The sequence below is a fragment of the Pseudomonas sp. NBRC 100443 genome (genome assembly GCF_030268185.1).
Lineage (GTDB): Bacteria > Pseudomonadota > Gammaproteobacteria > Pseudomonadales > Pseudomonadaceae > Pseudomonas > Pseudomonas citronellolis.
The window spans coordinates 1-18,804 of sequence record NZ_BSQE01000044.1 but is presented as its reverse complement, the minus strand read 5'-3'; the positions used below and the strand labels follow the sequence as shown (position 1 = coordinate 18,804).

At 67.2% G+C, this 18,804-nt stretch carries 18 protein-coding genes; 1 reads left to right on the top strand and 17 read right to left on the bottom strand.

Annotation, left to right across the window (positions count from 1 at the left end; genetic code table 11):
- The 10 genes from QSJ95_RS32135 to QSJ95_RS32090 all read right to left on the bottom strand — a co-directional run.
- Window positions 1–273 (bottom strand): hypothetical protein (locus tag QSJ95_RS32135; protein ID WP_285647778.1); only part of this gene is annotated, 273 nt, incomplete at its 3' end.
- Window positions 270–644, bottom strand: coding sequence for a hypothetical protein (locus QSJ95_RS32130; protein WP_285647776.1), 375 nt, complete (start codon window positions 642–644; stop codon window positions 270–272). The genes QSJ95_RS32130 and QSJ95_RS32135, both read right to left, overlap by 4 nt.
- On the bottom strand, window positions 641–1,117 hold the full coding sequence (locus QSJ95_RS32125) for a hypothetical protein (protein ID WP_285647774.1): 477 nt from the start codon (window positions 1,115–1,117) through the stop codon (window positions 641–643). Before QSJ95_RS32125 ends, QSJ95_RS32130 begins: the two co-directional genes overlap by 4 nt.
- A gap of 66 nt (window positions 1,118–1,183) precedes the next feature.
- The gene (locus tag QSJ95_RS32120; RefSeq protein WP_285647772.1) at window positions 1,184–1,420 is read right to left on the bottom strand and encodes a hypothetical protein; all 237 of its coding nucleotides are present in this window, start codon (window positions 1,418–1,420) and stop codon (window positions 1,184–1,186) included.
- On the bottom strand, window positions 1,420–3,183 hold the full coding sequence (locus tag QSJ95_RS32115) for a hypothetical protein (RefSeq protein ID WP_285647770.1): 1,764 nt from the start codon (window positions 3,181–3,183) through the stop codon (window positions 1,420–1,422). The genes QSJ95_RS32120 and QSJ95_RS32115 overlap by 1 nt, the downstream gene beginning before the upstream one ends.
- The gene (locus QSJ95_RS32110) at window positions 3,183–3,944 is read right to left on the bottom strand and encodes a hypothetical protein (protein ID WP_285647768.1); all 762 of its coding nucleotides are present in this window, start codon (window positions 3,942–3,944) and stop codon (window positions 3,183–3,185) included. The genes QSJ95_RS32115 and QSJ95_RS32110 overlap by 1 nt, the downstream gene beginning before the upstream one ends.
- A 2-nt stretch (window positions 3,945–3,946) precedes the next feature.
- Window positions 3,947–4,933, bottom strand: a complete 987-nt coding sequence (locus QSJ95_RS32105) for a hypothetical protein (RefSeq protein ID WP_285647767.1) — start codon at window positions 4,931–4,933, stop codon at window positions 3,947–3,949.
- Window positions 4,933–8,505, bottom strand: coding sequence for a hypothetical protein (locus QSJ95_RS32100; protein WP_285647766.1), 3,573 nt, complete (start codon window positions 8,503–8,505; stop codon window positions 4,933–4,935). Before QSJ95_RS32100 ends, QSJ95_RS32105 begins: the two co-directional genes overlap by 1 nt.
- A 48-nt stretch (window positions 8,506–8,553) precedes the next feature.
- A complete protein-coding gene (locus tag QSJ95_RS32095) occupies window positions 8,554–8,958 on the bottom strand; it encodes a hypothetical protein (RefSeq protein WP_285647765.1) in 405 nt (134 codons plus the stop codon).
- A complete protein-coding gene (locus QSJ95_RS32090; protein ID WP_285647763.1) occupies window positions 8,958–12,299 on the bottom strand; it encodes a tape measure protein in 3,342 nt (1,113 codons plus the stop codon). The genes QSJ95_RS32095 and QSJ95_RS32090 overlap by 1 nt, the downstream gene beginning before the upstream one ends.
- Window positions 12,300–12,516: 217 nt before the next feature.
- On the opposite strand from QSJ95_RS32090, the gene QSJ95_RS32085 reads away from it, so the two are divergent.
- Complete coding sequence (locus QSJ95_RS32085; protein WP_275628826.1) at window positions 12,517–12,864, top strand: hypothetical protein; 348 nt, start codon at window positions 12,517–12,519, stop codon at window positions 12,862–12,864.
- Between the two features lie 22 nt (window positions 12,865–12,886).
- Here the strand turns inward: QSJ95_RS32085 and QSJ95_RS32080 are convergent, their stop codons facing one another.
- The 7 genes from QSJ95_RS32080 to QSJ95_RS32050 all read right to left on the bottom strand — a co-directional run bounded on the left by QSJ95_RS32080 (window position 12,887) and on the right by QSJ95_RS32050 (window position 18,778).
- Window positions 12,887–13,633 carry a phage tail tube protein gene (locus tag QSJ95_RS32080; protein ID WP_061562223.1) on the bottom strand — a complete coding sequence of 249 codons (747 nt, stop codon included), beginning with the start codon at window positions 13,631–13,633 and terminating at the stop codon, window positions 12,887–12,889.
- A 29-nt stretch (window positions 13,634–13,662) separates the two neighbouring features.
- On the bottom strand, window positions 13,663–13,878 hold the full coding sequence (locus QSJ95_RS32075) for a hypothetical protein (RefSeq protein WP_109934495.1): 216 nt from the start codon (window positions 13,876–13,878) through the stop codon (window positions 13,663–13,665).
- Between the two features lie 50 nt (window positions 13,879–13,928).
- Window positions 13,929–14,366, bottom strand: a complete 438-nt coding sequence (locus QSJ95_RS32070) for a hypothetical protein (RefSeq protein ID WP_109934494.1) — start codon at window positions 14,364–14,366, stop codon at window positions 13,929–13,931.
- Window positions 14,366–14,686: a hypothetical protein gene (locus QSJ95_RS32065; RefSeq protein ID WP_285647755.1), complete on the bottom strand. Its 321-nt coding sequence runs from the start codon at window positions 14,684–14,686 to the stop codon at window positions 14,366–14,368. Before QSJ95_RS32065 ends, QSJ95_RS32070 begins: the two co-directional genes overlap by 1 nt.
- Complete coding sequence (locus QSJ95_RS32060) at window positions 14,686–15,003, bottom strand: DUF2190 family protein (protein ID WP_285647753.1); 318 nt, start codon at window positions 15,001–15,003, stop codon at window positions 14,686–14,688. The genes QSJ95_RS32065 and QSJ95_RS32060 overlap by 1 nt, the downstream gene beginning before the upstream one ends.
- Before the next feature lie 66 nt (window positions 15,004–15,069).
- A complete protein-coding gene (locus QSJ95_RS32055; protein ID WP_285647750.1) occupies window positions 15,070–17,160 on the bottom strand; it encodes a ClpP-like prohead protease/major capsid protein fusion protein in 2,091 nt (696 codons plus the stop codon).
- Window positions 17,132–18,778 carry a phage portal protein gene (locus QSJ95_RS32050; RefSeq protein WP_285647748.1) on the bottom strand — a complete coding sequence of 549 codons (1,647 nt, stop codon included), beginning with the start codon at window positions 18,776–18,778 and terminating at the stop codon, window positions 17,132–17,134. The genes QSJ95_RS32055 and QSJ95_RS32050 overlap by 29 nt, the downstream gene beginning before the upstream one ends.
- Between the last annotated feature and the right edge of the window lie 26 nt (window positions 18,779–18,804).

The following is an 18,804-nucleotide window of genomic DNA, read 5'->3' as shown; positions in this document are numbered from 1 at the left end:
CTGCCGCTCTGCCAGCAGCGCCCGGACCTTGGTCTGCAGGCTGTCCCCCTTCTGCAGGCTCGCCGTGGCCCAGGTCGGCTCCTGTACCGTCGACGCCCGGCACGGGACCGCCACCGGCACCTCTACGCGCACCGTGCGCGGCTCGGCTTCCTGCCGACCGGCGCATCCCGCCAGCGCGAACACCATCCCCAGCACCTGCACCACCTGCACTTTTCGGCTGCACCTGCCGAAAATCGCTGCACCTGCGGTTTCTCGCCACTCCTGCAGCTTCATAGGCCCAGCTCCTTGTCGATGACCGCCTCTGTCGCTGTGCACTGATCACCCTCGGTGCGTTCCCGCTGCAGGCGCTGCGCCGCGGCGAAGTGCTGGCCGGCCTGCTGCTGGGCATCGGCCACGGCCTGGGCCGCCTTCGCCTGCCGCTGCTCGGCCTGATCAGCCAGGCCGGCGATGGCCGCGTTCTGCTGGCCCACCAGGGACTCCAGGTTGTCTCGCGCTGACTTGCACATGACCAGCAGGCCGGCAGTTGCATCGAGCTGGGGACGGTAGTGCCCGGCGGCCAGCCGCACACCCAGGCCGGCGCCGGCGGCGACCAGCAGCAGAGCGGCCAGCATCAGGGCCAGGGGCTTCGTCAGCAGGCCGCTCATGCTGCAGCACCTGCTGCGCGCAGGTAGTTTGCCGGCCACTCTGCCGGGCGCGGCTTCCCGGGGCGCCACACGCGGGCGTAGAGCGCCCAGCCCCCGGCGGTATCGCTGAGCGCCGGCAGCGGCTGCGGATCGGTCCAGAGCAGCAGGCGCGCCATGGCGGCCGCCAGCACGTCGTCGCGCTCGATCGCCTCCCATACCGCCTGCTCGGTCGGCTCGACGCCACGCTGGGCGCAAATGCCCGCAGCGAGCTTCGCCGAGGCCCGATGCGTGAGCACGCCGTGCACACCGCCGCCGCGCTCCATCTGCCAGAAGCCGCGCGCGGGCCCGTTGCCGAGCTGGCGGCGATACTCGAAGTGCGATTCCTGCAGGCCGATTGCCAGCAGCATGGCCAGGGCCTGGGGGCTGGACATTTTCGCGGGCAGCAGGGCCAGCGCCGGCTCGATGATCGAGCGGCGCACCTTGATCAGTTCCATGAAGTTCTCCAGAAATGAAAAAGCCCGCCAGGTGGCGGGCTTGAGTTGATGGCCTGGCCGGCGGGCTCAGACCTCGAAGTCGTACTGCGGCAGGTCCGGGGCCGGGCCGGTGACCTGGCCGTCGACCAGGAAGGCGTTCTGGCCGGCAGCCACCGAGGTGCCGCGGGCGAGCACCCGGGTGCCGGTGCGCAGTTCCACCACGCTCGTGCCGGCCGCGGCGTCGACGCTGATCACCTCACCCACGGTCCTGTACCCGCCCGGCAGCAGACCAATGAAGCGTTTCCAGAGGTTCACCGTGGCCATCAGCTGCCGCTCCCGTAGTGCCGCTCGATCCGCAGCGTCTGCCAGACGCGCGAGGCGCCCACGCCGTCGGCGGTGATGTCGACGCCCAGGCAGAGCCCGCGCCAGGTAACGTCCGGGTCGCGGAACTCCACGATCATGCCCGGCTGCACCAGCCCCGGGGTGTTGTCGCCGTCCGCGAACAGCGGGATGCGTCGCGTCTCGATGGCCTGGCTGCCGCCCTTCGACAGTTCGCAGATGCCGCGGGCACGCGCCACGTCGGTGCCGGTCATCCAGTCCTCCATGACGTCCGCCGCCGGCTCATCTCCGGCCGTGCCGGCGCGCCGCACCTGCACGCTCACGCCGTAGTTGGTACCGCTGACGTAGACGAAATTCCACTCCGGCTGCGGCGACCACTCGCTGCCCCACTCGGCGACGATCTCCGCCGGCACGATGCAGTCAGGAATCGCGCTGCCCCAGTACCAGGTCGCCTCGCGGTAGCGCGGCAGGATTGTGAAGGCGTCACCGGCCAGCGCCGGGCGCACGATGCCGCCGGCAACCTCGGCCAGGCGGTGGATCACCTCCATCGGCGCCATCTCGGTGTAGCTGAACGCGCCGGCCGGCAGCGTCCAGTCCGGCGGCCCCATCGACACCGTGTCCCAGGTCGCCGCGAAGCCGGTGAACTCCAGCTGGTCGTCGACGATGTTGCGGGCGTTGAGCGCTGCGGTGTTCATGCCGCTGCGCTTCGGCGCGTAGGGCGCGGCGAGAAGCTGGGTGCGGCTGCTGCCGCTGATCGTGTAGCGCTCGCTCGGGTGCTTGCCGGTGCCGCTGTAGCGCTCGACCAGGAAGTGCCAGGTCCAGCCGTTGACCACCAGCTCGACCGTCTTCGGCCCGTCGGCATCCTGCAGCACCAGGTTGAGCGAGGTCCGGCCGAACAGGTCGGCGCTGAACGTCCAGGCGAACGAGTCGATGTCCAGGCCGATGCGGATGTTGGTGGCGTCCAACGGCGTGCCGCTGGCCAGCTCCACCAGGGTGACCGTGTTGGCGATCATGTAGGTCTCCAGGATGGTCGGTTCCTCGGGCGGGTCGATGACGACCACGGGGCCGGGGTAGTCCGGGTATACGATGCCCGTCGGGCGCGGATCGGTCGGCGTGCCCCAGCCCCAGGGCATGGTCCGCATCTGGTCGATGATGCGGGCCGGGGTGAAGCGCACCACTGCGCCGCTGTCCACCGGCTGGATGGCATGCGGCTGCGGCGTGTAGCGGAAGTCGAAGAACACCGAGGCCGTAGTGCTGGGGATGTAGCGCTGCCCAGAGAACGAGAAGTCCACTACCCCGGCCCGCGGGATGTAGAGGCTGGCGGCGCGCTCGGCCGCGGCGTCGAAGCGCGGGCCGAACTCATCGCAGCGGAACCAGGCCTGGCCGGTCGTCGTGTCCTTGCGCGCCGGCTTGGGGTTGTAGAGCAGGCGCAGGCGGGTGTCCTGCGGCTTGACCGAGTGGTCCCAGCCCAGGCGCCGCGCCAGGTCCTTCTGCGCGACCGTGTCCCAGCGGCTGCCGGCATCGGCCTCCAGCGCCCCGCCCTGCCCCCAGCGCCCGCCGTGGCCCTGGTCGGCTTGCGCCACCGTGTCCCAACGGCCCGCCAGGTCGGCGTTCCGCGTCTCGCCTTCCCCCCAGGGCGCCGAGGTGGCCACCTCCCTGGCGGCGACCGTCCCCCACGCCGAACGGCGCGCAGGATCGAGCTGGCGGCGGGCCTTGCTCCAGCCCGCCACCGTGTCATGGGTCAGCATCAGGTCAACTCCACAGGAATAGGACCGCGCCCTTGCGGTGGGTAGTAGCGGTGCACTTCGGCGCGAGCGGTGCCTAGCGGCTGCGGCCCCTGCAGGCTGTCGTCCCACCAGTTCGGCTCGACGGCGGGCAGTTGGCCGGACTGGGTGATCCGGTAGGTCCAGCCCATAAACACCGTGGGGCGGATCAGTTCGTCCTCGGCAACGTCGAGTAGCGGCTGGAAGACAGTGCCCCAATCATCCATCGCCATGACGTAGACCTGTCCGGAACCGGCGACGCGCAGGTCCATATCCAGGTTTCCGTCGACCGTCGCGCCGTAGCCGGCCACCCGCCACTCGCCGCTGGGCACCCGCTCAAAGGCCACGATGTCCCGGTTCGCCGGAACGCCGTCCACCTTCAGAGTCGCGTCCAGCGTGGCCGGGCTACCTCCCCCGCCGCCGGAGCCGTCGTTGAGGTCGATGTTGAAAGTGACGTCCTCGCTAATCGTTGGCAGCCGCGCCGCAGCTCTCTTGGGAAGAGCGCTGTCGATTGCCGTCAGCAACCATTCGCCATCTATCGCCGCCGCGACGAACGACTGCGAAGCCGTTACACCATCATGCGCGATGAATACCGCCCCGACTGCAAGACTGGTCGGCCCCATCATCAGCACCATTTTCTCGTTCGAGGTCTGGGCGCCGTCCCGCGTCAGATTGATCGTCACCTGGCGCATGGCAACACCCAACGGACGGGAGATGGCCACCACCGGGAAAACTTGAATGGCCATGGCTACACCCAATCATCAGGGTCAAGGCTGATAAACAGGCCGTACTCAGCTGTCGTCGCAAACATCGGGTACCACTGCTTGCCGTTCGGCAAAGTGATCGGCTGGACACGTGCCTGCCATGTATTGCTGAGCCCGAAGAGCGCCAAGACCTCGGAAAGCATTGACGCGCACAGCGTCGGCTCACTTATCACCCCCCGCAGATGGCCAGCATGCGCGTAGTAGCTGGCGTTGTTATTGAGGTCGGGCCCCGCGCACTGAAGGCCTGCCCGGACAGGGAGCAATCGCGATGGGAGTAGCTTCCCCCTGGAGCGCTGCTGCTCACTGGCGTAGGTGACGTTGGCAGCGCCATAGCGGGCGGAATCCCCTTGGTCTACCAGGCCGGTAAAGGGGTTGCGCAATGCGGTGCCTGATACCCCCTTGGCAAACATCGGCTGCGCCTCACCATTCGCCCCTCCCAGCGAGACAAACTCTGCAGCACCGGCCAGGCCGAGCGCACTGATATAGCGGCCAAAATAGTGCGCAAATCCCGAGAATGAGTTCGTAATGTCGGCGGCAGTTACCCCGGCACCGCTGACGAAGATCACCGTCTTATCATCGGCCGCCACCACCCAGTGCGGGTTACTGCCAGATTCGATGCCGCTGTAGCTGTAAAACGTCTGCCGCTCACCAGACGACGAACCATCAAACCAAGACGCAGAGCGGCGATTGGCTCCTACAGCAAGCGCAGCGCTACCGTCGGTAATCGACTCCAACAAGTAGACCTGCACCACGTTAGAACCGGAAGACACGAAGTTGATGTAGCCGTCGCCGTTGCTCAGGCTGAACCCGTTCCCGTCCGCAGACTGATGTCCAACTGTCCACCCAGCCGCCGGCTTCGAGCCGTAGCCGTTGACCAGGCACGCCATATAAATCTGCTTGAGCCGATTCAGGAGGCTGCCGGTCAAGACCGGCGCCCCCGTATCGAGGCTCGTGTACACGCGAATAGCCATCAGTCAGCGTCTCCACGAATCTGCAAACGGAACTGGTCGTCATCGACCGTACCCTGGCCGCTCAGCACCGTCCGCGCGATCCATACCGGACCAAGGGCCGAGTCGGTGTTGAAGCGCACCGCGTTCGCCGCCGCCCAGCCACCGCCCCAGCCTTCCTTCCGGATAGTGAAATAGGGCGTGTTGGTCTGCGGATTGATCGGCGCACAGTCAGCCGCCGTGCTGCCGGTGGTGATCACACCCAGCTTTTCCTCGACGACCTGGAACTGGGTGGAACTGGTGAACACCAGCGCCCATTTCCCATCAATCGCCCCCATGTTGGTGATGATTGGCGGGTAGCTGAGCTGGTCGTAGTTGGCCGTGGTGGTCTCGCCGATAGGCGCGTCCGTCCAGTTCGGCGCCCCGGTGTTCCAGGCTTTTTGGGTGAACCAGTGGTGATAGCGCGCCTGCAGGTCGCCCCAGCTGAGCGCGCTGCTCACCGTCGCCTCGTTCGCCGGCATGTCCCAAGGCACCGGCGAGGCCAGGCCGAGCTCGCCGCTGATCTGCACCTCGGTGCACAACGTCATGTGCTCGACGCGGTCCTGAATCACCAATGGCAGCGTGAGCGGGTTGCCGGCCTCGTCCTGCAGCACCAGCGGGTTCGCCCAGGTCACCGTCCCCGCCGCGCGGTTCGCCGTGAAGCTGGCGGCGCGCAGGGCGGTGCCGTTGGCATCCACCACCTCGATCTCGGCCTGCTGCTGCCGCGACAGCGCCAGGGTGCCCCCGGCCACCGGCTCGGCGACCACGGTCTCCTTGACGTGGCGGATCACCAGCACGTCAGCCTCGCGGAACTGCGGCACCCGGCCATCCGCCGGCAGGCGCACCGGATCGAGGCCGATCAGGTTGGCGTCCAGCGGCAGGGTGGAATACACCACCGCGTTGTAGCGCAGCAGGATCGGGATCACCGGGATGTCGCTCGCCCCGGACGTGTCCGCCAGGTTCGAGGTGAACCGCAGCCGGACGATGCCGGTCGCGATATCCACCGTGCCCTTGATCACCGCACCATTCAGCACACCGTTGGCGTCGGCGGTAGCCGTCACCACCTGGGCGGTGTCGACGCGCACCGCGGTGACCTGCAGGCTCGCCGGCCGCAGCGGCGCCCCGGGCGTGCGGAACGTCATGGCGTTGACCGCGAACCCGGAGTTCGTGGTCAGGCACGCCAGCAGCGTGACGGCCGCCGCAGCGCCGGCCGGGTAGGTGCTGAGCGTGGCCGCGCGGCCCGCGTAGTCCACCGAACCCACCGCGGTACCGGCGTTCGTGGTGCTGCTGACGTTCTTGTACAGCACGCCGGAGCGGTCCACGTAGGTCTCACCTGCGTAGGTGAACACCAGCGAGCCCGGCAGGATTGTCTCGGCCACGCCCGGCAGCAGGTCAAGGGTGACCGGGACCACGGCCTGGGTGTCGGTCTGATCGCCGTAGCTCTGGCTGTTCGACTGCGCGCGGATGGTCAGCGTGCCGCCGAAGGCCTCCATCTCGCTGCGGTCGGTGCTGACAAGCTCGATGGTGTCCGGGTTGAAGCCGTTCTTTTGGGTCGCGTAGGTGAACTCCTTGTAGGTGTAGGTCCGCGCCACCTGCAGCGAGCAGGCGCCGGTCGAGTAGTTGATGCTCCCGGCCCGGCCGCCGCCCCAGCCGCCGGCGGTGTTGTCGCTGACGGCGTTGTTGACCAGCACCTCGGACTCGTACACCGGCAAGGTGTTGCCGCTCTCCAGCACGCCGTGGTCGATGGCCGGCACCGCCTGCCTCTGCTTCGTGATCCAACTGATCTGCACGCTGCCGGGCTTCAGCGGCGCGCCCGGGATGGTGAACGTCGCCATCCCGGTGCTGTCCGAGGTCACCGCCAGCGGGGTGTCTGTGAAAGCACCTTGCTGGTACGTGTGAGTGATCGCCGTCCCGGCATCCGGGGTGGCGGTCAGCTCCATGCTCACGGTGCCGGCGGCGTAGTTGATGACGCCGCTGCCGCCGGAGCCGGACAGCGTGCCGTTGCCGGCGTCGGTGATGGTCTTGGTCACCCCGCCGACCTTGAAGGTGGCGACGTAGGAGCCCGGCAGCAGCCCCTGGTGGGGCAGCGTCCTGTTCACCTTGGCCTTGGCCTGGATGCTCACGCCGGTGCGCTGGGTGAACGCGGCGCTGATCTGCCCCACGTATGCCCAGATCACCGAACTGCCGACATCCGGCAGGGCGTTCAGCGTCAGCGACACCGAACCGGTGTTGAACTGGATGGTCCCGGTGCCCTCCCCGGCCAGCTCGCCGTTGCCCTGGTCGCGCAAGGTCTGCCATTTGCCCAGGGCCATGTAGGAGATTTCGAGCGTGCCCGGCATGGGTGGCGCGTCGGACAGGCTCAGCGTGTACACGTAGCCACGGTTCGACAGGTCGACCGGGATCTCCCCGGTGACGGTCTCGCCGGTCGCTGCGGCGCCGGGCTGGTGGCTGGCGGTGGCCGCGCCGGTATAGCCGGCCCCGGTGCGCACCAGGTTGATTTCGCCGGTCTCGTAGTCGATGGTGCCGCTTGTAATCCAGTTGCTGCCCGACACGAAGCGGATGCCACCTTTGCTGTCGTCGGCGAAGGTGCCGCCGTTGACCACCAGGCTCAGCGTGCCCGGGGCGCAGCCGGTGCCGAGGAAGGTCCGCGACTGGCCGCCACTGACCAGCGCGAAGGTCAGGTTGACCGCGCGCGCCGGCCCGGTGGCCAGGACGATGCGCCGCTGGTAGCCGCCGAGTTGGTCGATCAGCGCGTTCTCGCGGGTGCTCGACGGCACCAGTTGGGCGTAGACGGATTTCACCCGCAGGCTCAGGGCGCCCTGGGCGATGCCCTGGGCCAGCGGGCTGATGCCGTAGTAGTGCGCGGCGTCGGCGACCTGGGTGGTCAGTATCTGGCTCTTGGTGCCGCTGGAGCCCGACGGCATCGCCGTGCCGGCCGGCGTCGGCTGGCCGCCGGGGAACGTGGTCAGCAGCGGCGAGCTGATCGACAGGTCGAGGCGGCGCCGGGTGAAGTTGACGAAGTTGCCGTTGCCATAGTCGTACGTGAAGCTCTCCAGCCGGGCGTCCACGCTGGTGATCCGCACGTACTGCGACAGGGCACCGTTCACCAACTGGTACACCTCGCCGATCTCCGGTAGGCGCTGTTCTTCCCGCTGGATGCAGGCGATGGCGCGCTGGCCCTGCAGCTGGTTGCCCAGCAGGTCGAAGGGCGCGATTACCGCCGGCACGACGTAGGACTCGATGGCGTTGCGGGCGTCGGCGCGCTCGTCGGTCTGGGTGCCGCCGAACAGCAGCACCGACACGCGCGGATCGGCCGGGGCCTGGGTGAGGATGGCGTGGGCGCCCAGGTAGCTGTCGCTGTTGGTCGACTGGACGCCCGCGAAGGCCTTGCGCAGGTTGATGCGGCCGATGGTGCGGTCCAGGCGCGAGATGTCCGGGAACAAGTTGTTCACTTCGGCATCCACCACGGCCTGCCCGGTGGCGCGGCCGCCGCCGTCCGACTCGTCGGTCAGGCGCTGGGACTTGAGCAGCTTGATGTCGCTTTTGCTGATGGCCATGTGTGCTCCAGCCAGAAATGAAAAACCCCGCCGGGGCGGGGTTGGTGGTCAGGGGGTTTCAGGGGGTGGCGGCGCCACCGTGATCAGGCGCAGGGTGATTTCGTAGTCCTCGGACGGCCCCGGGTTCACCGTCCGGTGTACCTGGGAAGCCTCGAGCGGCGCCTGGCCGTTGGCCCGGTTCCACGTCACCGAGAACTCACGGCCGTCCGGGAGGACCAGTTGCATGACCTTCAACCGCTGGTCGCGCAGGGCCTCCAGCTGCCGCACGACCGACAGCGGCGTCCAGGCGCCGCCGTTGGCCTGCAGGGTGATGGGCCGACCGTGCAGCTTGATGCCCTCCTGCACCAGGAGGGCGCCGGTGATGGAGCGCTCCTGCTCCTGCGCCACCGAGTCCCAGGTGAACTCATCGGTCCATTCGAGCTGGTCATCCAGTTCGATGCTGTCGAGCATCATCAGCTAGTCCTCAAGGCAGCCTTGCCGAGCAGGTCGAGCAGTTGGCTACCGTCATCGGTGACGCCGACGTCCACGCTCCGCCCCTGGACCTCGAGGCGAATGGTCTTCATCGGCTGGGAAGGTGCTGCAGCTGCAGGAGCCGCCGCGGCCGGCGCGGGAGCCTGTGCCTGCGCAGCGTTCTGAGCATCGACACGCGCCTGCTGCTCCGCCAGTTGGCGCTTGGCATCGGTCTCGGCCTGGATCTGCTGCAGCGTGGCCAGCGCCTCCATGATGTTCTGCACGGCGTTCAGGTTGCCGCTGGCCTGGGCTTCAGCCAGTTGCTGCTGCAGGTCCTGCCGACGGCTGTTGAACTTGCTGCGGTCCACCGCTTCTGTCTCGCCGCGCAGGCCCGCCAGCTCTTCCTTGAGGCCGGTCAGGGTGTCGCGGGTGCCGCTCTCCAACTGGTCCATCCGCTGCTTGGCCGAGTCGATAGCGCTTTCCAGCTGCCGCAGGTCCGAGTCGTTCAGCAGGTTCATGCTGTTGCGCGCGGCCTTGGCCTTGTCCACGAAGTCGCTGAGCGGGATCGTCTTCTTCTCGTAGCTATCCATCAGACTGAGAAGTTGCTGCTTCTGCTCGAGGAAGGACACGGCAACCCGCTTGCTCTCCTCCTGCATCGACAGCGCCCACCTGCCTAGGCCGGAGAGGCCCGGCATCGAGGCGGCGCCCTGCACCCTGTCCAACTCCGAGCGCATCTGCTGCAGCGCCTTGGTGGTCGACTCCAGCGAACTGGTATCGATCGAGATGTCGGTGGTGCTGATGCCGCGCAGCTGATCGAAGGCGGCAAGCGCTTCCTTGCCCAGTTCCGCCAGGGGCTGGCGGGCCTGGTTGATGACACCCTCGTAGAACCCGGCGAAGTCCGACATGTCGGCCGAGGTCTCGGCGATGTTGTCCTTGGTCGCCTGGACGCCCTTGCGCTCCTCCTCCATGCGCTCGCCGCTGATGCGCCGCAGTTCCTCGGTGGTGACGATGCCATCCTCCATGGCCTCGTTCATCATCTGCTGGGAGCGGGTCAGGCCCTTGGTGCTTTCGGCCTGGGTGTCCATCGTGGATGACAGCTGTCCGGTCGAAGCCTTCAGTTCCTGCTGCTTCGCCGACAGGTCCGCCATCGACTGGTTGTACTGGTCGGCGCCGATCTTCCCGTCGTTGTAGAGTTTGGTGATGGCGGTGCGGATGTTCTGGATGTCCGCCGCAGTCTTGGCGTTGGAGATCGCTGCCTGCACATCCTTCAGCGACTCCAGCCCTGTGCTGAGATCGGACACGCCGAGCGCTGCCCCGCCGGCAGACTTCTGCAACTCCTTCAGCCTGGAGTTGAGCACCCCAGCGCCGTTTGCGTACTCCTGCTGGCTGATCCGGCCTTCCTGGTAGGCCTTCAGCATCAGGTCCTGCAGCCTCTTCAGCTGAGCAGCCGTTGTCGCGGAACTGATGGAATCGAGCGCTTCCTGCAGACTGTTGATCGACTGCACCGACTGCGTGCTGGCGTCCTGCGCGTCGGTCTTCAGGTTCTCGAAGTGCTCGGTAATGACCTGGCTCTGCTCGCCGGCCGCGCTCGCCGTGTCCTTGGTGCTGGTGTCCCAGGCTGCTGCAATGTCCTTGGCATCTTGCTCGATCTGCGCTTTGAAGGTCGCACTCAGGCCGGTAAGTATGTTTTGCACGCCGGCCACCGAGGCACGGATTTTCTCGCCTCCCAGGGCATCAGGAATCTTCGCCGCGATCTTCTCAATACCGGAGACCATCAGGCCCATCGTGCTGGCCCAGGTAAGCCCCAGCGTACTCAGGCCCGAGGTGATGCCGTTGAACAACGTGCGGAAGGGAGCGATAAACAACTGCACCCGGGTGGCCATCTCGTCGATTTCCGACCGGAACCCACTGAGCCAGGTGGAGGTGTTGTCGACCAGCGCCTTGAAGTCCACCTCCCCGAGGCGCTTGATGAAGTCGCCAACCCACTCGGCGCCCTGCACGAAGGCGTCCGACAGGCCCTCGGCCAGTTTGTCCAGGCGCCCGTCAGCATCCATCTGCGCGATGGTGTCGGCCAGGGCCTGCAGCTTACCCTTGACGTAGTCCAGCGCCCCCGCGTTGGCGATGCGGTTGAGGAAGTTGGTGGCGGTGTCCTGCAGGTTGCTGATCAACCCGCTCAGGCGGCTCATGTTCGCCGCGGCAGCACCGCCCGAGGTGCGGCCCATTTCGTCGATCAGGGCCTTGATCACGTCGCGGCCGAGCTTGCCCTTGCTCGCCAGCTCCTGCAATTGCTCGACGTTCTTCCCGGTGACGTTGGACAGCATGTCCCACACCGGCACGCCGCGCTCGACGAGCTGCAGGATTTCCTCGGTCTGCAGCTTCTGCTTGGCCCAGGCCTGGCCAACCGCCGTAGCGATCCCCTCCAGGCGCTCCATGCCGCCGCCCAACTTCTCCGACTGGTCCTCCAGGGCCTTGAAGGTCCCATCCATCGGATCAATGCCGTAGGCCTTCAGCAGCGCGAAGGCATCGGTGACCTCCTGCAGTTGCAGGGGGGTGTCCTTGGCGAACTTGGTGATCCAGGCGGCAGCCTCCTGCCCTTTCTCCACCGAGCCCATCAGCGACGTCAGGCGAGTTTGCAGGCCTTCAAACTCATCGCCTGTCTTCAGCATCGAGACGATGCCATCACGTACCGCGCCAACGCCGCGCCCGATCAGGCCGAAGGCAGCATTGATCCCCACGAAGGCGGCCGCATACCCAACGGCCTGGCGCACGCCAGCGGACATCGCAGAGCGAAGCGCATCCACGCGCGACACATGGTTTTCCGCCTCGCGCCGTGCGCGAGCCTGGGCGCGCTCCAGATCACGCAGCTCCTTGGCGTTCTGGCTGATCGCCTCCTTGGTACGCGTGACCTCGGCCGCCAGGCGCCGCTCCTCGTCGGCCAGCTTGTCGGTGTCGATGCCGGCAGCCCGGGCGGCCTGTTGCTGGTCGGCCAGTTTGGCGTTGAGGGCGTCCAGGGTGCGCCGCAGGGTGGCTGCGTCCTTCTCGGCAGCCTTCAGCGCGACTTCCAGCCCCTTGTTGCCGGGCTCCTTGTTCAGCGCCTCTCGCAGGTCGTTGACATACTTCTCAGCACGATTCACCGAGGTCTCGGTGACGCTTACCGCACGCTGGGTGCTCGACAGGGCGCTAATCAGGCCGCGGGCACTCTTGGCATTGTCGAGGGCCTCGCCGAGCTGGCTGGCCTTGGAGCGCAGCGCCTCCAGCGCCTCGGCGGACTGCTTGGCGGCGGGAGACATCTCGTCCTTGCCGCGCAGAACGAATTGAATCAGGCGTTGAACTGGATTGGCCATGGATATCCTCGGGTAAGAAAAAGCCCGCCAGATGGCGGGCTGATGTCATTCAAAATCGTGGAAACCCAGGCGCCGGCTGAGCCAGAGGAACAACGGGATAAACACGAACCGGCCGAGCAATAGCCAAACCACAAGAAAGCCGATATAGAAGGCCCACTCGGCAGTCCAGGCGGATACCGACGCAATGTAAGGGCCTACTCGCAAGCAGGAGCTAATGGTGAACAAGAGGAAGAAGAAGACGTGGAGAAAAGAATATCTGCGCATTTTGCTCAATGGCCCCGCATCTACGAATGACTATGCTCTGGCCTCTGAACTGCTAGATGAGCAGCTAGCCAAAGGGAAATATCTCCGCAACCGGGCACAACCGAACGACATCGCCAACCTTGTGTGGCAAGGAATAACCACTAAAGGTCGTCTCTTTGCGGATGAGCTGGAGGATGAAATCAGGCGTAGCACTTGGTGGCACCGCACTCTTGTGGCCAGCGGCGGCATCGGGCTTTGGCTGCTGGGGTACTGCACCGAGTCGATCCTCGATTACGGCAAAGCAATGCTCTTCGGCGGATGAGGCCATCCATGGCCAGGCCGCCTTAGGCCGCCAGGTCCATCTGCAGGAACTTCGAGATGTCGTCGGCGACAACGGTCGGATCGGCGAGCAGCTCGATGGGGCCGGTCAGTTTGAGGTAGTCCTGGCCCAGGATCGGCATCTCCTGGAGCAGGCCGAACTTGGCGCGGCGGATGCGCAGCGCGTAGGGCTCGCCCGACTGCGCGTCGTTCAGGCCGGCGATGAAGATCTCGAACTCCTTCTCCGAGCTGTTGAGCATCTGCACGGCCGTGCTCTTGCGCGGGGTGTAGTCAACCAGCACGCCGGTCTCGTCGATGGTGGTGCCGGACAGCACCTGGATGCCGTGGGGCGTCAGCAGGTAGTCGGTGCCAGCCGCCAGGGGATCGCCGCCGGCGGTCTTGACGGTGATGGTCTTGGTCATGTCCGGCATGTACTTGAACGGGATCAGCTCGAAGGCCACGCCGGCGGAGGTGTGAGCCTCGCCGGTGATCGCCGCGGTGGGCGCCACGGTGATGGTGCCGCGAGTGATCGCCGCCACGTTCTCCGGGGTGATGTCGTAGAGGCCGATGGAGCCGGTCACGTCGGTGGGACGGGTGCGCACGTTGCGGTTGCCGCCGCCGCCCATGTAGTTCGGCAGGGCCTTGCGGTCAGTGGCATAGCTGACGCTGAAGGCGTCGCAGTTGCCGAACGGCAGCAGGCCATCCTGCGAGCCGTACAGGCGGGCGAAGGGCTGGCCCTCGCCGATGAAAGAACGATCAATGGGCTGGAGCATGTAGGTCTCCTCGAGGGATTGGCCGGCGCTTACTTGGCGCCGCTGGTTTCAGTGGTCGGCGCCGGGACGGGCGCAACGGGCTGGGCGGCGGCCTTCTCGACCTTAGGCTTGGGCGCGAAGCCATGGGCCCAGGCGTGTTCCGCGACGGTCTGGGAAACCTCGACGGGCTGGCTCGACTTCGGGTAGTGCGTCACGCCGGCCCCCGCGCGGTGGTTGAAGGACTTGGTGATGGTGATCTCGGGCATGTGGCCCTCCAGAAATGAGAAGGCCGCCCGAAGGCGGCCTGGTGGATGGGTTACAGCTGCTGCACGTAGGTGACGGTGATGGGGATCACCCGGAACGCCCATCGGCGCCCCCTGTCGGGGTACCGCGGCGCGGAGGTGGGGAACGCCACCTTGATCAGGCCGTCGACGGTGAACCCGGCCTTGATGCCCTTCAGCGCCCGCTTGATGTCCAGCCTGGCGGTGCGCAGCGGCTGGGCATGGTCACGAAGCCGGGTCATCGCCACGATGTTGATGGTCAGCTCCTCGCGCACCGTCGCCCCGGACCGGTCCAGCTCCGAGGTGTCGCCCTCCTGCAGGACGATCAGCTGGTCGGGCAGTTCCTCGTCCTCGGCGTCGATCAGGTCCAGCACGTTGTCCTCGCGGATCTCAGCGCCGAAGCCGGGAACGCCGGCGAGCAGCGTCTGCAGCTGGCCGATGATGTCGGCCTGCACGTTGGGTACGTCGCTCATCAGGGCACCACGTAGAAGATGATCAGGTGGCCGTCATCCGCGTGGATGCCGTCGATGTGCCAGACCTTGCCGGCCTGGTCCCGGAACGCCCCCTTGCGATCAAGGGGTTGCAGGGACTCCTTCAGGGCGGAGATGGTCCGCACCCGGTCGATGGTGTTGGCCTGCTCGTTCAGCCGCTCGGCCGAGTCGTCGACAGCCACAGCGAGGCCCTCGACCAGGACAGAGCCCTGGCGGTCGAGGTAGTCGACAACGCTATCGGCCGTCCTGGCCTGGCCGACCGAGTGCAGGCGCCCCATGAGGCGCCCGAACCGGGTGTCCATTACTGCTGGACCAGCAGCGCCGAGGCGAAGCCGGCCACGGTGGCCTCGGTGATGTAGCCGAACGGCACCGAGTCAGCGGTGGCGGCGGCCACCAGCTCGCCGTCGAGGACGCTGCACTTCGCGCCCTGGGCCAGGCCGGCGGCGGCCGGCAGGCTCCAGACACCGCCGGGCTTGCCGGCGAACGGCTCGCCCGCGGCGGCGTCCACCAGCGGCACCACCACCAGGTCGCCGATCACCGCCGGCACGCCGGACTGAACGCCGCCCGCGGGGGCGATGAGGGTCAGGACGTCGCCGTCCTCGACATAGTTCTTGGCCATGTTGGGTCTCCAGATGGCTGAAAAGAAAAAGCCCCGCAGGGGCAGGGCTTGAGGAGGTAGCGCCGGTTAGGCGGCGCCGTTGGCCTTCTGCAGGCCGCGGAAGTCCAGCGGCGCCACGCCGGCGTCGATGCGTACCTTGCTGGCCACGCCGTCGACGGTGAAGCCTTCCTGCTGCTCCAGGTACGGGGTGTCGACGCCGTCCAGGTAGGCCACCTCGATGGTGTCCGAGCCCTGCTTGGCCGCCATGTACCAGGCGGTCGCCGAAGCGTCGTCCAGGCGCGGCTCGCCGATCACCTGCGCGAAGCCGCGGATCGGGTTGATGATGCCGCTGTTGACGTCGGCGCCCGGCACGGACTCGGAGTTGATGATCTGGTTGGCCTTGTCTTCCAGCGCCACCGGGGTCAGCACGAAGGCCGGGCGGATGTTCAGCGTCCGGCCTTTGCCCTTTTCGACCTGGGTGCGTTGGGTCGCCATCTGGGTCTTGGCCTTGCTCAGGCTGTCGATGGACATCGCCGAGGCCGCGCCGGTGAGCAGGTTGCCGTGGTCAGCGTGGAACAGCGCCTTGCCGTCGCTCATCGCCGGGTTTCCGGTCAGCACCGCGTAGACCAGGTCGCCGATGGTGGCCTTGGCCGCCTGGCCAAGTTTGAACGGGATGTCCGAGAGCATCTGCAGGTCATCGTTGATGATCGCCTGGCGGGTGATGCTGAACAGCTCGCCGTAGGTGGCCAGGATGATCTGCTCGCCACGCTCGCCCAGGGTGACGTACTTGTACTCGGCGCCCTCGCGCACCTGGCGGAGCGAGGAGAACTCGCCCAGGCCAACACGGCGCGCCGGCTTGAAGTCGGTGAGGATGCCGGGCTTGGTCCACTGCGGGAAGGTCTCTTCAGCCTCTTCCCAGCCCGCCAGCACCGAGCGGTTGGCCACGTCCAGCAGGATCAGGCCGAAGTCGCTGGAGGTGTGGGTGAAGGCCAGGCCGACCATCTGCGGAGCGTTGAGCGAGGCCACGCCGATGCCGCGATCGACCAGCGAGGCGCGGGCCAGCTCGCGCAGGGTCATGCCGTTGTAGGCGTTGTCGGCCTGGCGCTCGCCGCGGCCGATGCGGGCCAGCACGCTCGCGCGCACCGAGTCGCCCACCAGGTTGCCGTTGCCGGCATGGATGTGGGCGCCAGCGCCCGGGGCGGCGGCCGGCTGGGTGCCGGCGCCGATGGCGGCCAGCAGCTTCTCGCGCGCCTGGTCGACGGTGACGGTCATGTCGTTCAGGCAGGTGGCGAGCAACTCGGCATGGCCAGCGGCGAAGCCGCCGAAGGCCGCAGTGATCGCGGTACGGCGGCCCGCCTCCTCGGAGAGAACGCGGGCGCGGATCTCGGCCTCGGTCGGGGCGACGGCCACCGGAGCCGCCGGCGCGGCCGGTGCCGGAGTCGGCGCGGGAGTGTTGGCCGGCGCGGTCGGGGTCTGCGCGCGAGGGGCCAGCAGGGTTTTCAGAGCTTCGGGCATGTGGGCGAACTCCTGCATGCGTTTGGAGGAAAGGTGAGCGGCCGCCTGCAGCGGCTCGGTGAGCTGGTCGGCGAAGCCGGCAGCGACGGCCTCTCGGCCATTCATCCAGGTCTCCTCCTTGAGGAGCGCCTTGATGTCGTCGGCGGACTTCCCGGTCTTGTTGGCGTAGGCCATGACCAGGGTGTCCTCGACCTTGTCGAGCAGTTCGGCGTAGCGGCGCATGTCGTCCGCATCGCCGCCCTGGATGCCCCAAGGCTTGTGCACCATCATCATGGCGTTCTCGGGCATGTAGATGGTGTCGCCGGCCATGGCGATGACGGAGGCCATCGAGGCCGCCAGGCCGTCGATGTACACGTCGACGCTGGCCGGGTGGTTGCGCAGCAGGTTGTAGATCGCCGTTCCCTCGAAGACGTCGCCGCCCGGGGAGTGGATGTGCAGGTTGATCTTGGCCAGGTCGCCCATGGCCTTGAGATCGCGGGCGAACTGCTGAGCGGTGATGCCCCAGGCGCCGATCTCGTCGTACAGCAGTACCTCGGCGACACCGCGGCCGGCGGCCTTGATGCTGTACCAGGACTCTTGCGGGGCGCTGGCCTCGGTCAGCGCCGCCGCCATCGCCATCGGCAGCATCAGGCTTTTATGGATCAGGGGTTGATGGCGGCCCATTGGCGCCTCCGTTGTTGCTCTCGTTGGGGAAGTCCGGCCCTGGTACAGCAAGGCCGGCGCCGTATTTGTTGACGAGCTCGCGAGCCTCGTCGGCGGTGAGCATCGTCCCGACGCCCAGGTACACCTTCTGCACGGCCTCCACCGGGTCCATGCCGGACTTGACCAACTGGTGGTAGGCGTCCGAGCTGAAGACCAGGCCGGCCGCGCGGTTGGCCTTGATCTCCGCCTCGCGCGACTTCTTCAGCTCGCGCGGATCTCGACCGCGGGCGCGAGCCACCTCCGCCTCGTCGGCGAAGCCAGCCTTGACCAGCAGCTCCCAGGCATTGGCCTCCTTCATCGGATCGATCCACGGCATGACCGGGCCCTGGTAGACCGCCGCGTAGAGCGTGCGGGGATCAACATCAGCGGGCAGCGGCTCTTTCCTGGTCAGCAGGTACATCTGCAGCCAGGCCCGGTAGACCGGCCGGCACCAGTAGTCGATGAACTCGTGCTGCAGCAGGTCGTAGCCCAGCCAGCCCTCGACCAGCTCCTGGCGCTGCGCCGAGTAGGTGCCGTCGTAGGCCCTGGCCACCGAGGAGTAGGTGCTGCGGGTGCCGGCGCCGATCATGCGCAACTGGCCGTTGCGGAAGCCTTCCAGGAAGGGATTCGGCCGGTTGCTCTCGATCATCCCGACGTCTTCGCCCGGCTCCAGGCCGTCGAAGACCATGCCGGGCGCGATGGGGATCGTTCGGTTCTTCCGGTCCTTGCCGGGCTCCAGCGCGTAGTTGTCGGGGCTTCCCTTCTTGATGTACATCGCCAGGGCCGCGCTGATGCGCGCCGCCACCCGCTCGCTCTCCTCGTAGTCCTTCAGGTCGGCAAGGCGGATCAGCACCGCGTGCAGCATCGGCACGCCGCGGTTCTGGCCGATCCGCTTGCGGTAGGCGATGTGGATGATCCGTTCCGCCTCGACGCGCTTCACCGCCAGGCTGCCGCCCAGCGTCTGCAGGTTGCCGGGGTGATCCTTCAGCAGGTGATAAGCCCGCTTCCGGCGCCAGGTGTCGCGCTCGATGCCTTGGACGATGCCCTTCGACAGGTCGTTGTAGGTGAAGGGCAGGTAGTCGGGCTCCAGCAGCTCCAGGGCGAAGGGCACCGGGGTGGCGAACGTGTAGTTCGGCACCCGGCCCATCAGCTTCTGCGCCAGGCCCTCGCCATCGCGCAGCCAGGTGCGGCACATCAGGCGCTCCACCTGGGGCCTCGTCAGCTCCCCGGAGGTCTCCGGCGACAGCGACCATTCGGCCCAGCCGCTGCGAATCTCCATGGCCAACTCGGCGTGCACCGAGCCATCCAGGCGCAGCGGCAAAGGCTCCACGCCGATCCCGCTGCCGCCCACCACCCGCTCCTCGAGGCGGTCGAGCAGGCCGGTGACCAGGTCATGGTCTTCGTCCAGCTTCCGGCACTGCTCCCGCATGGAGACTGCCGACTTCTGCAGCGAGGTGTCGGCGCCCAACGGCTGCCGCTTGGCCTTGTGGGTGCGCCCAGGCTTGGCGGCCTCGTACGCCAGGATCGCCTCGCGGGCGGCCAGGCGCCGAGCCACCAGACCGGGGGCCCAGGGTTTCAGCAGTCGATCGATCAGGTTCATCAGCTGAACTCCGCCAGAGCCGGGCC

Bases quoted from the DNA above. Each gene is read 5' to 3' on its own strand.
- QSJ95_RS32105 (WP_285647767.1), bottom strand. From the start codon at position 4,933: ATGGCTATTCGCGTGTACACGAGCCTCGATACGGGGGCGCCGGTCTTG.
- QSJ95_RS32120 (WP_285647772.1), bottom strand. From the start codon at position 1,420: ATGGCCACGGTGAACCTCTGGAAACGCTTCATTGGTCTGCTGCCGGGC.
- QSJ95_RS32050 (WP_285647748.1), bottom strand. From the start codon at position 18,778: ATGAACCTGATCGATCGACTGCTGAAACCCTGGGCCCCCGGTCTGGTG.
- QSJ95_RS32070 (WP_109934494.1), bottom strand. From the start codon at position 14,366: ATGAGCGACGTACCCAACGTGCAGGCCGACATCATCGGCCAGCTGCAG.
- QSJ95_RS32075 (WP_109934495.1), bottom strand. From the start codon at position 13,878: ATGCCCGAGATCACCATCACCAAGTCCTTCAACCACCGCGCGGGGGCC.
- QSJ95_RS32100 (WP_285647766.1), bottom strand. From the start codon at position 8,505: ATGGCCATCAGCAAAAGCGACATCAAGCTGCTCAAGTCCCAGCGCCTG.
- QSJ95_RS32060 (WP_285647753.1), bottom strand. From the start codon at position 15,003: ATGGCCAAGAACTATGTCGAGGACGGCGACGTCCTGACCCTCATCGCC.
- QSJ95_RS32130 (WP_285647776.1), bottom strand. From the start codon at position 644: ATGAGCGGCCTGCTGACGAAGCCCCTGGCCCTGATGCTGGCCGCTCTG.
- QSJ95_RS32095 (WP_285647765.1), bottom strand. From the start codon at position 8,958: ATGATGCTCGACAGCATCGAACTGGATGACCAGCTCGAATGGACCGAT.
- QSJ95_RS32090 (WP_285647763.1), bottom strand. From the start codon at position 12,299: ATGGCCAATCCAGTTCAACGCCTGATTCAATTCGTTCTGCGCGGCAAG.
- QSJ95_RS32065 (WP_285647755.1), bottom strand. From the start codon at position 14,686: ATGGACACCCGGTTCGGGCGCCTCATGGGGCGCCTGCACTCGGTCGGC.
- QSJ95_RS32125 (WP_285647774.1), bottom strand. From the start codon at position 1,117: ATGGAACTGATCAAGGTGCGCCGCTCGATCATCGAGCCGGCGCTGGCC.
- QSJ95_RS32055 (WP_285647750.1), bottom strand. From the start codon at position 17,160: ATGGGCCGCCATCAACCCCTGATCCATAAAAGCCTGATGCTGCCGATG.
- QSJ95_RS32110 (WP_285647768.1), bottom strand. From the start codon at position 3,944: ATGGCCATTCAAGTTTTCCCGGTGGTGGCCATCTCCCGTCCGTTGGGT.
- QSJ95_RS32115 (WP_285647770.1), bottom strand. From the start codon at position 3,183: ATGCTGACCCATGACACGGTGGCGGGCTGGAGCAAGGCCCGCCGCCAG.
- QSJ95_RS32080 (WP_061562223.1), bottom strand. From the start codon at position 13,633: ATGCTCCAGCCCATTGATCGTTCTTTCATCGGCGAGGGCCAGCCCTTC.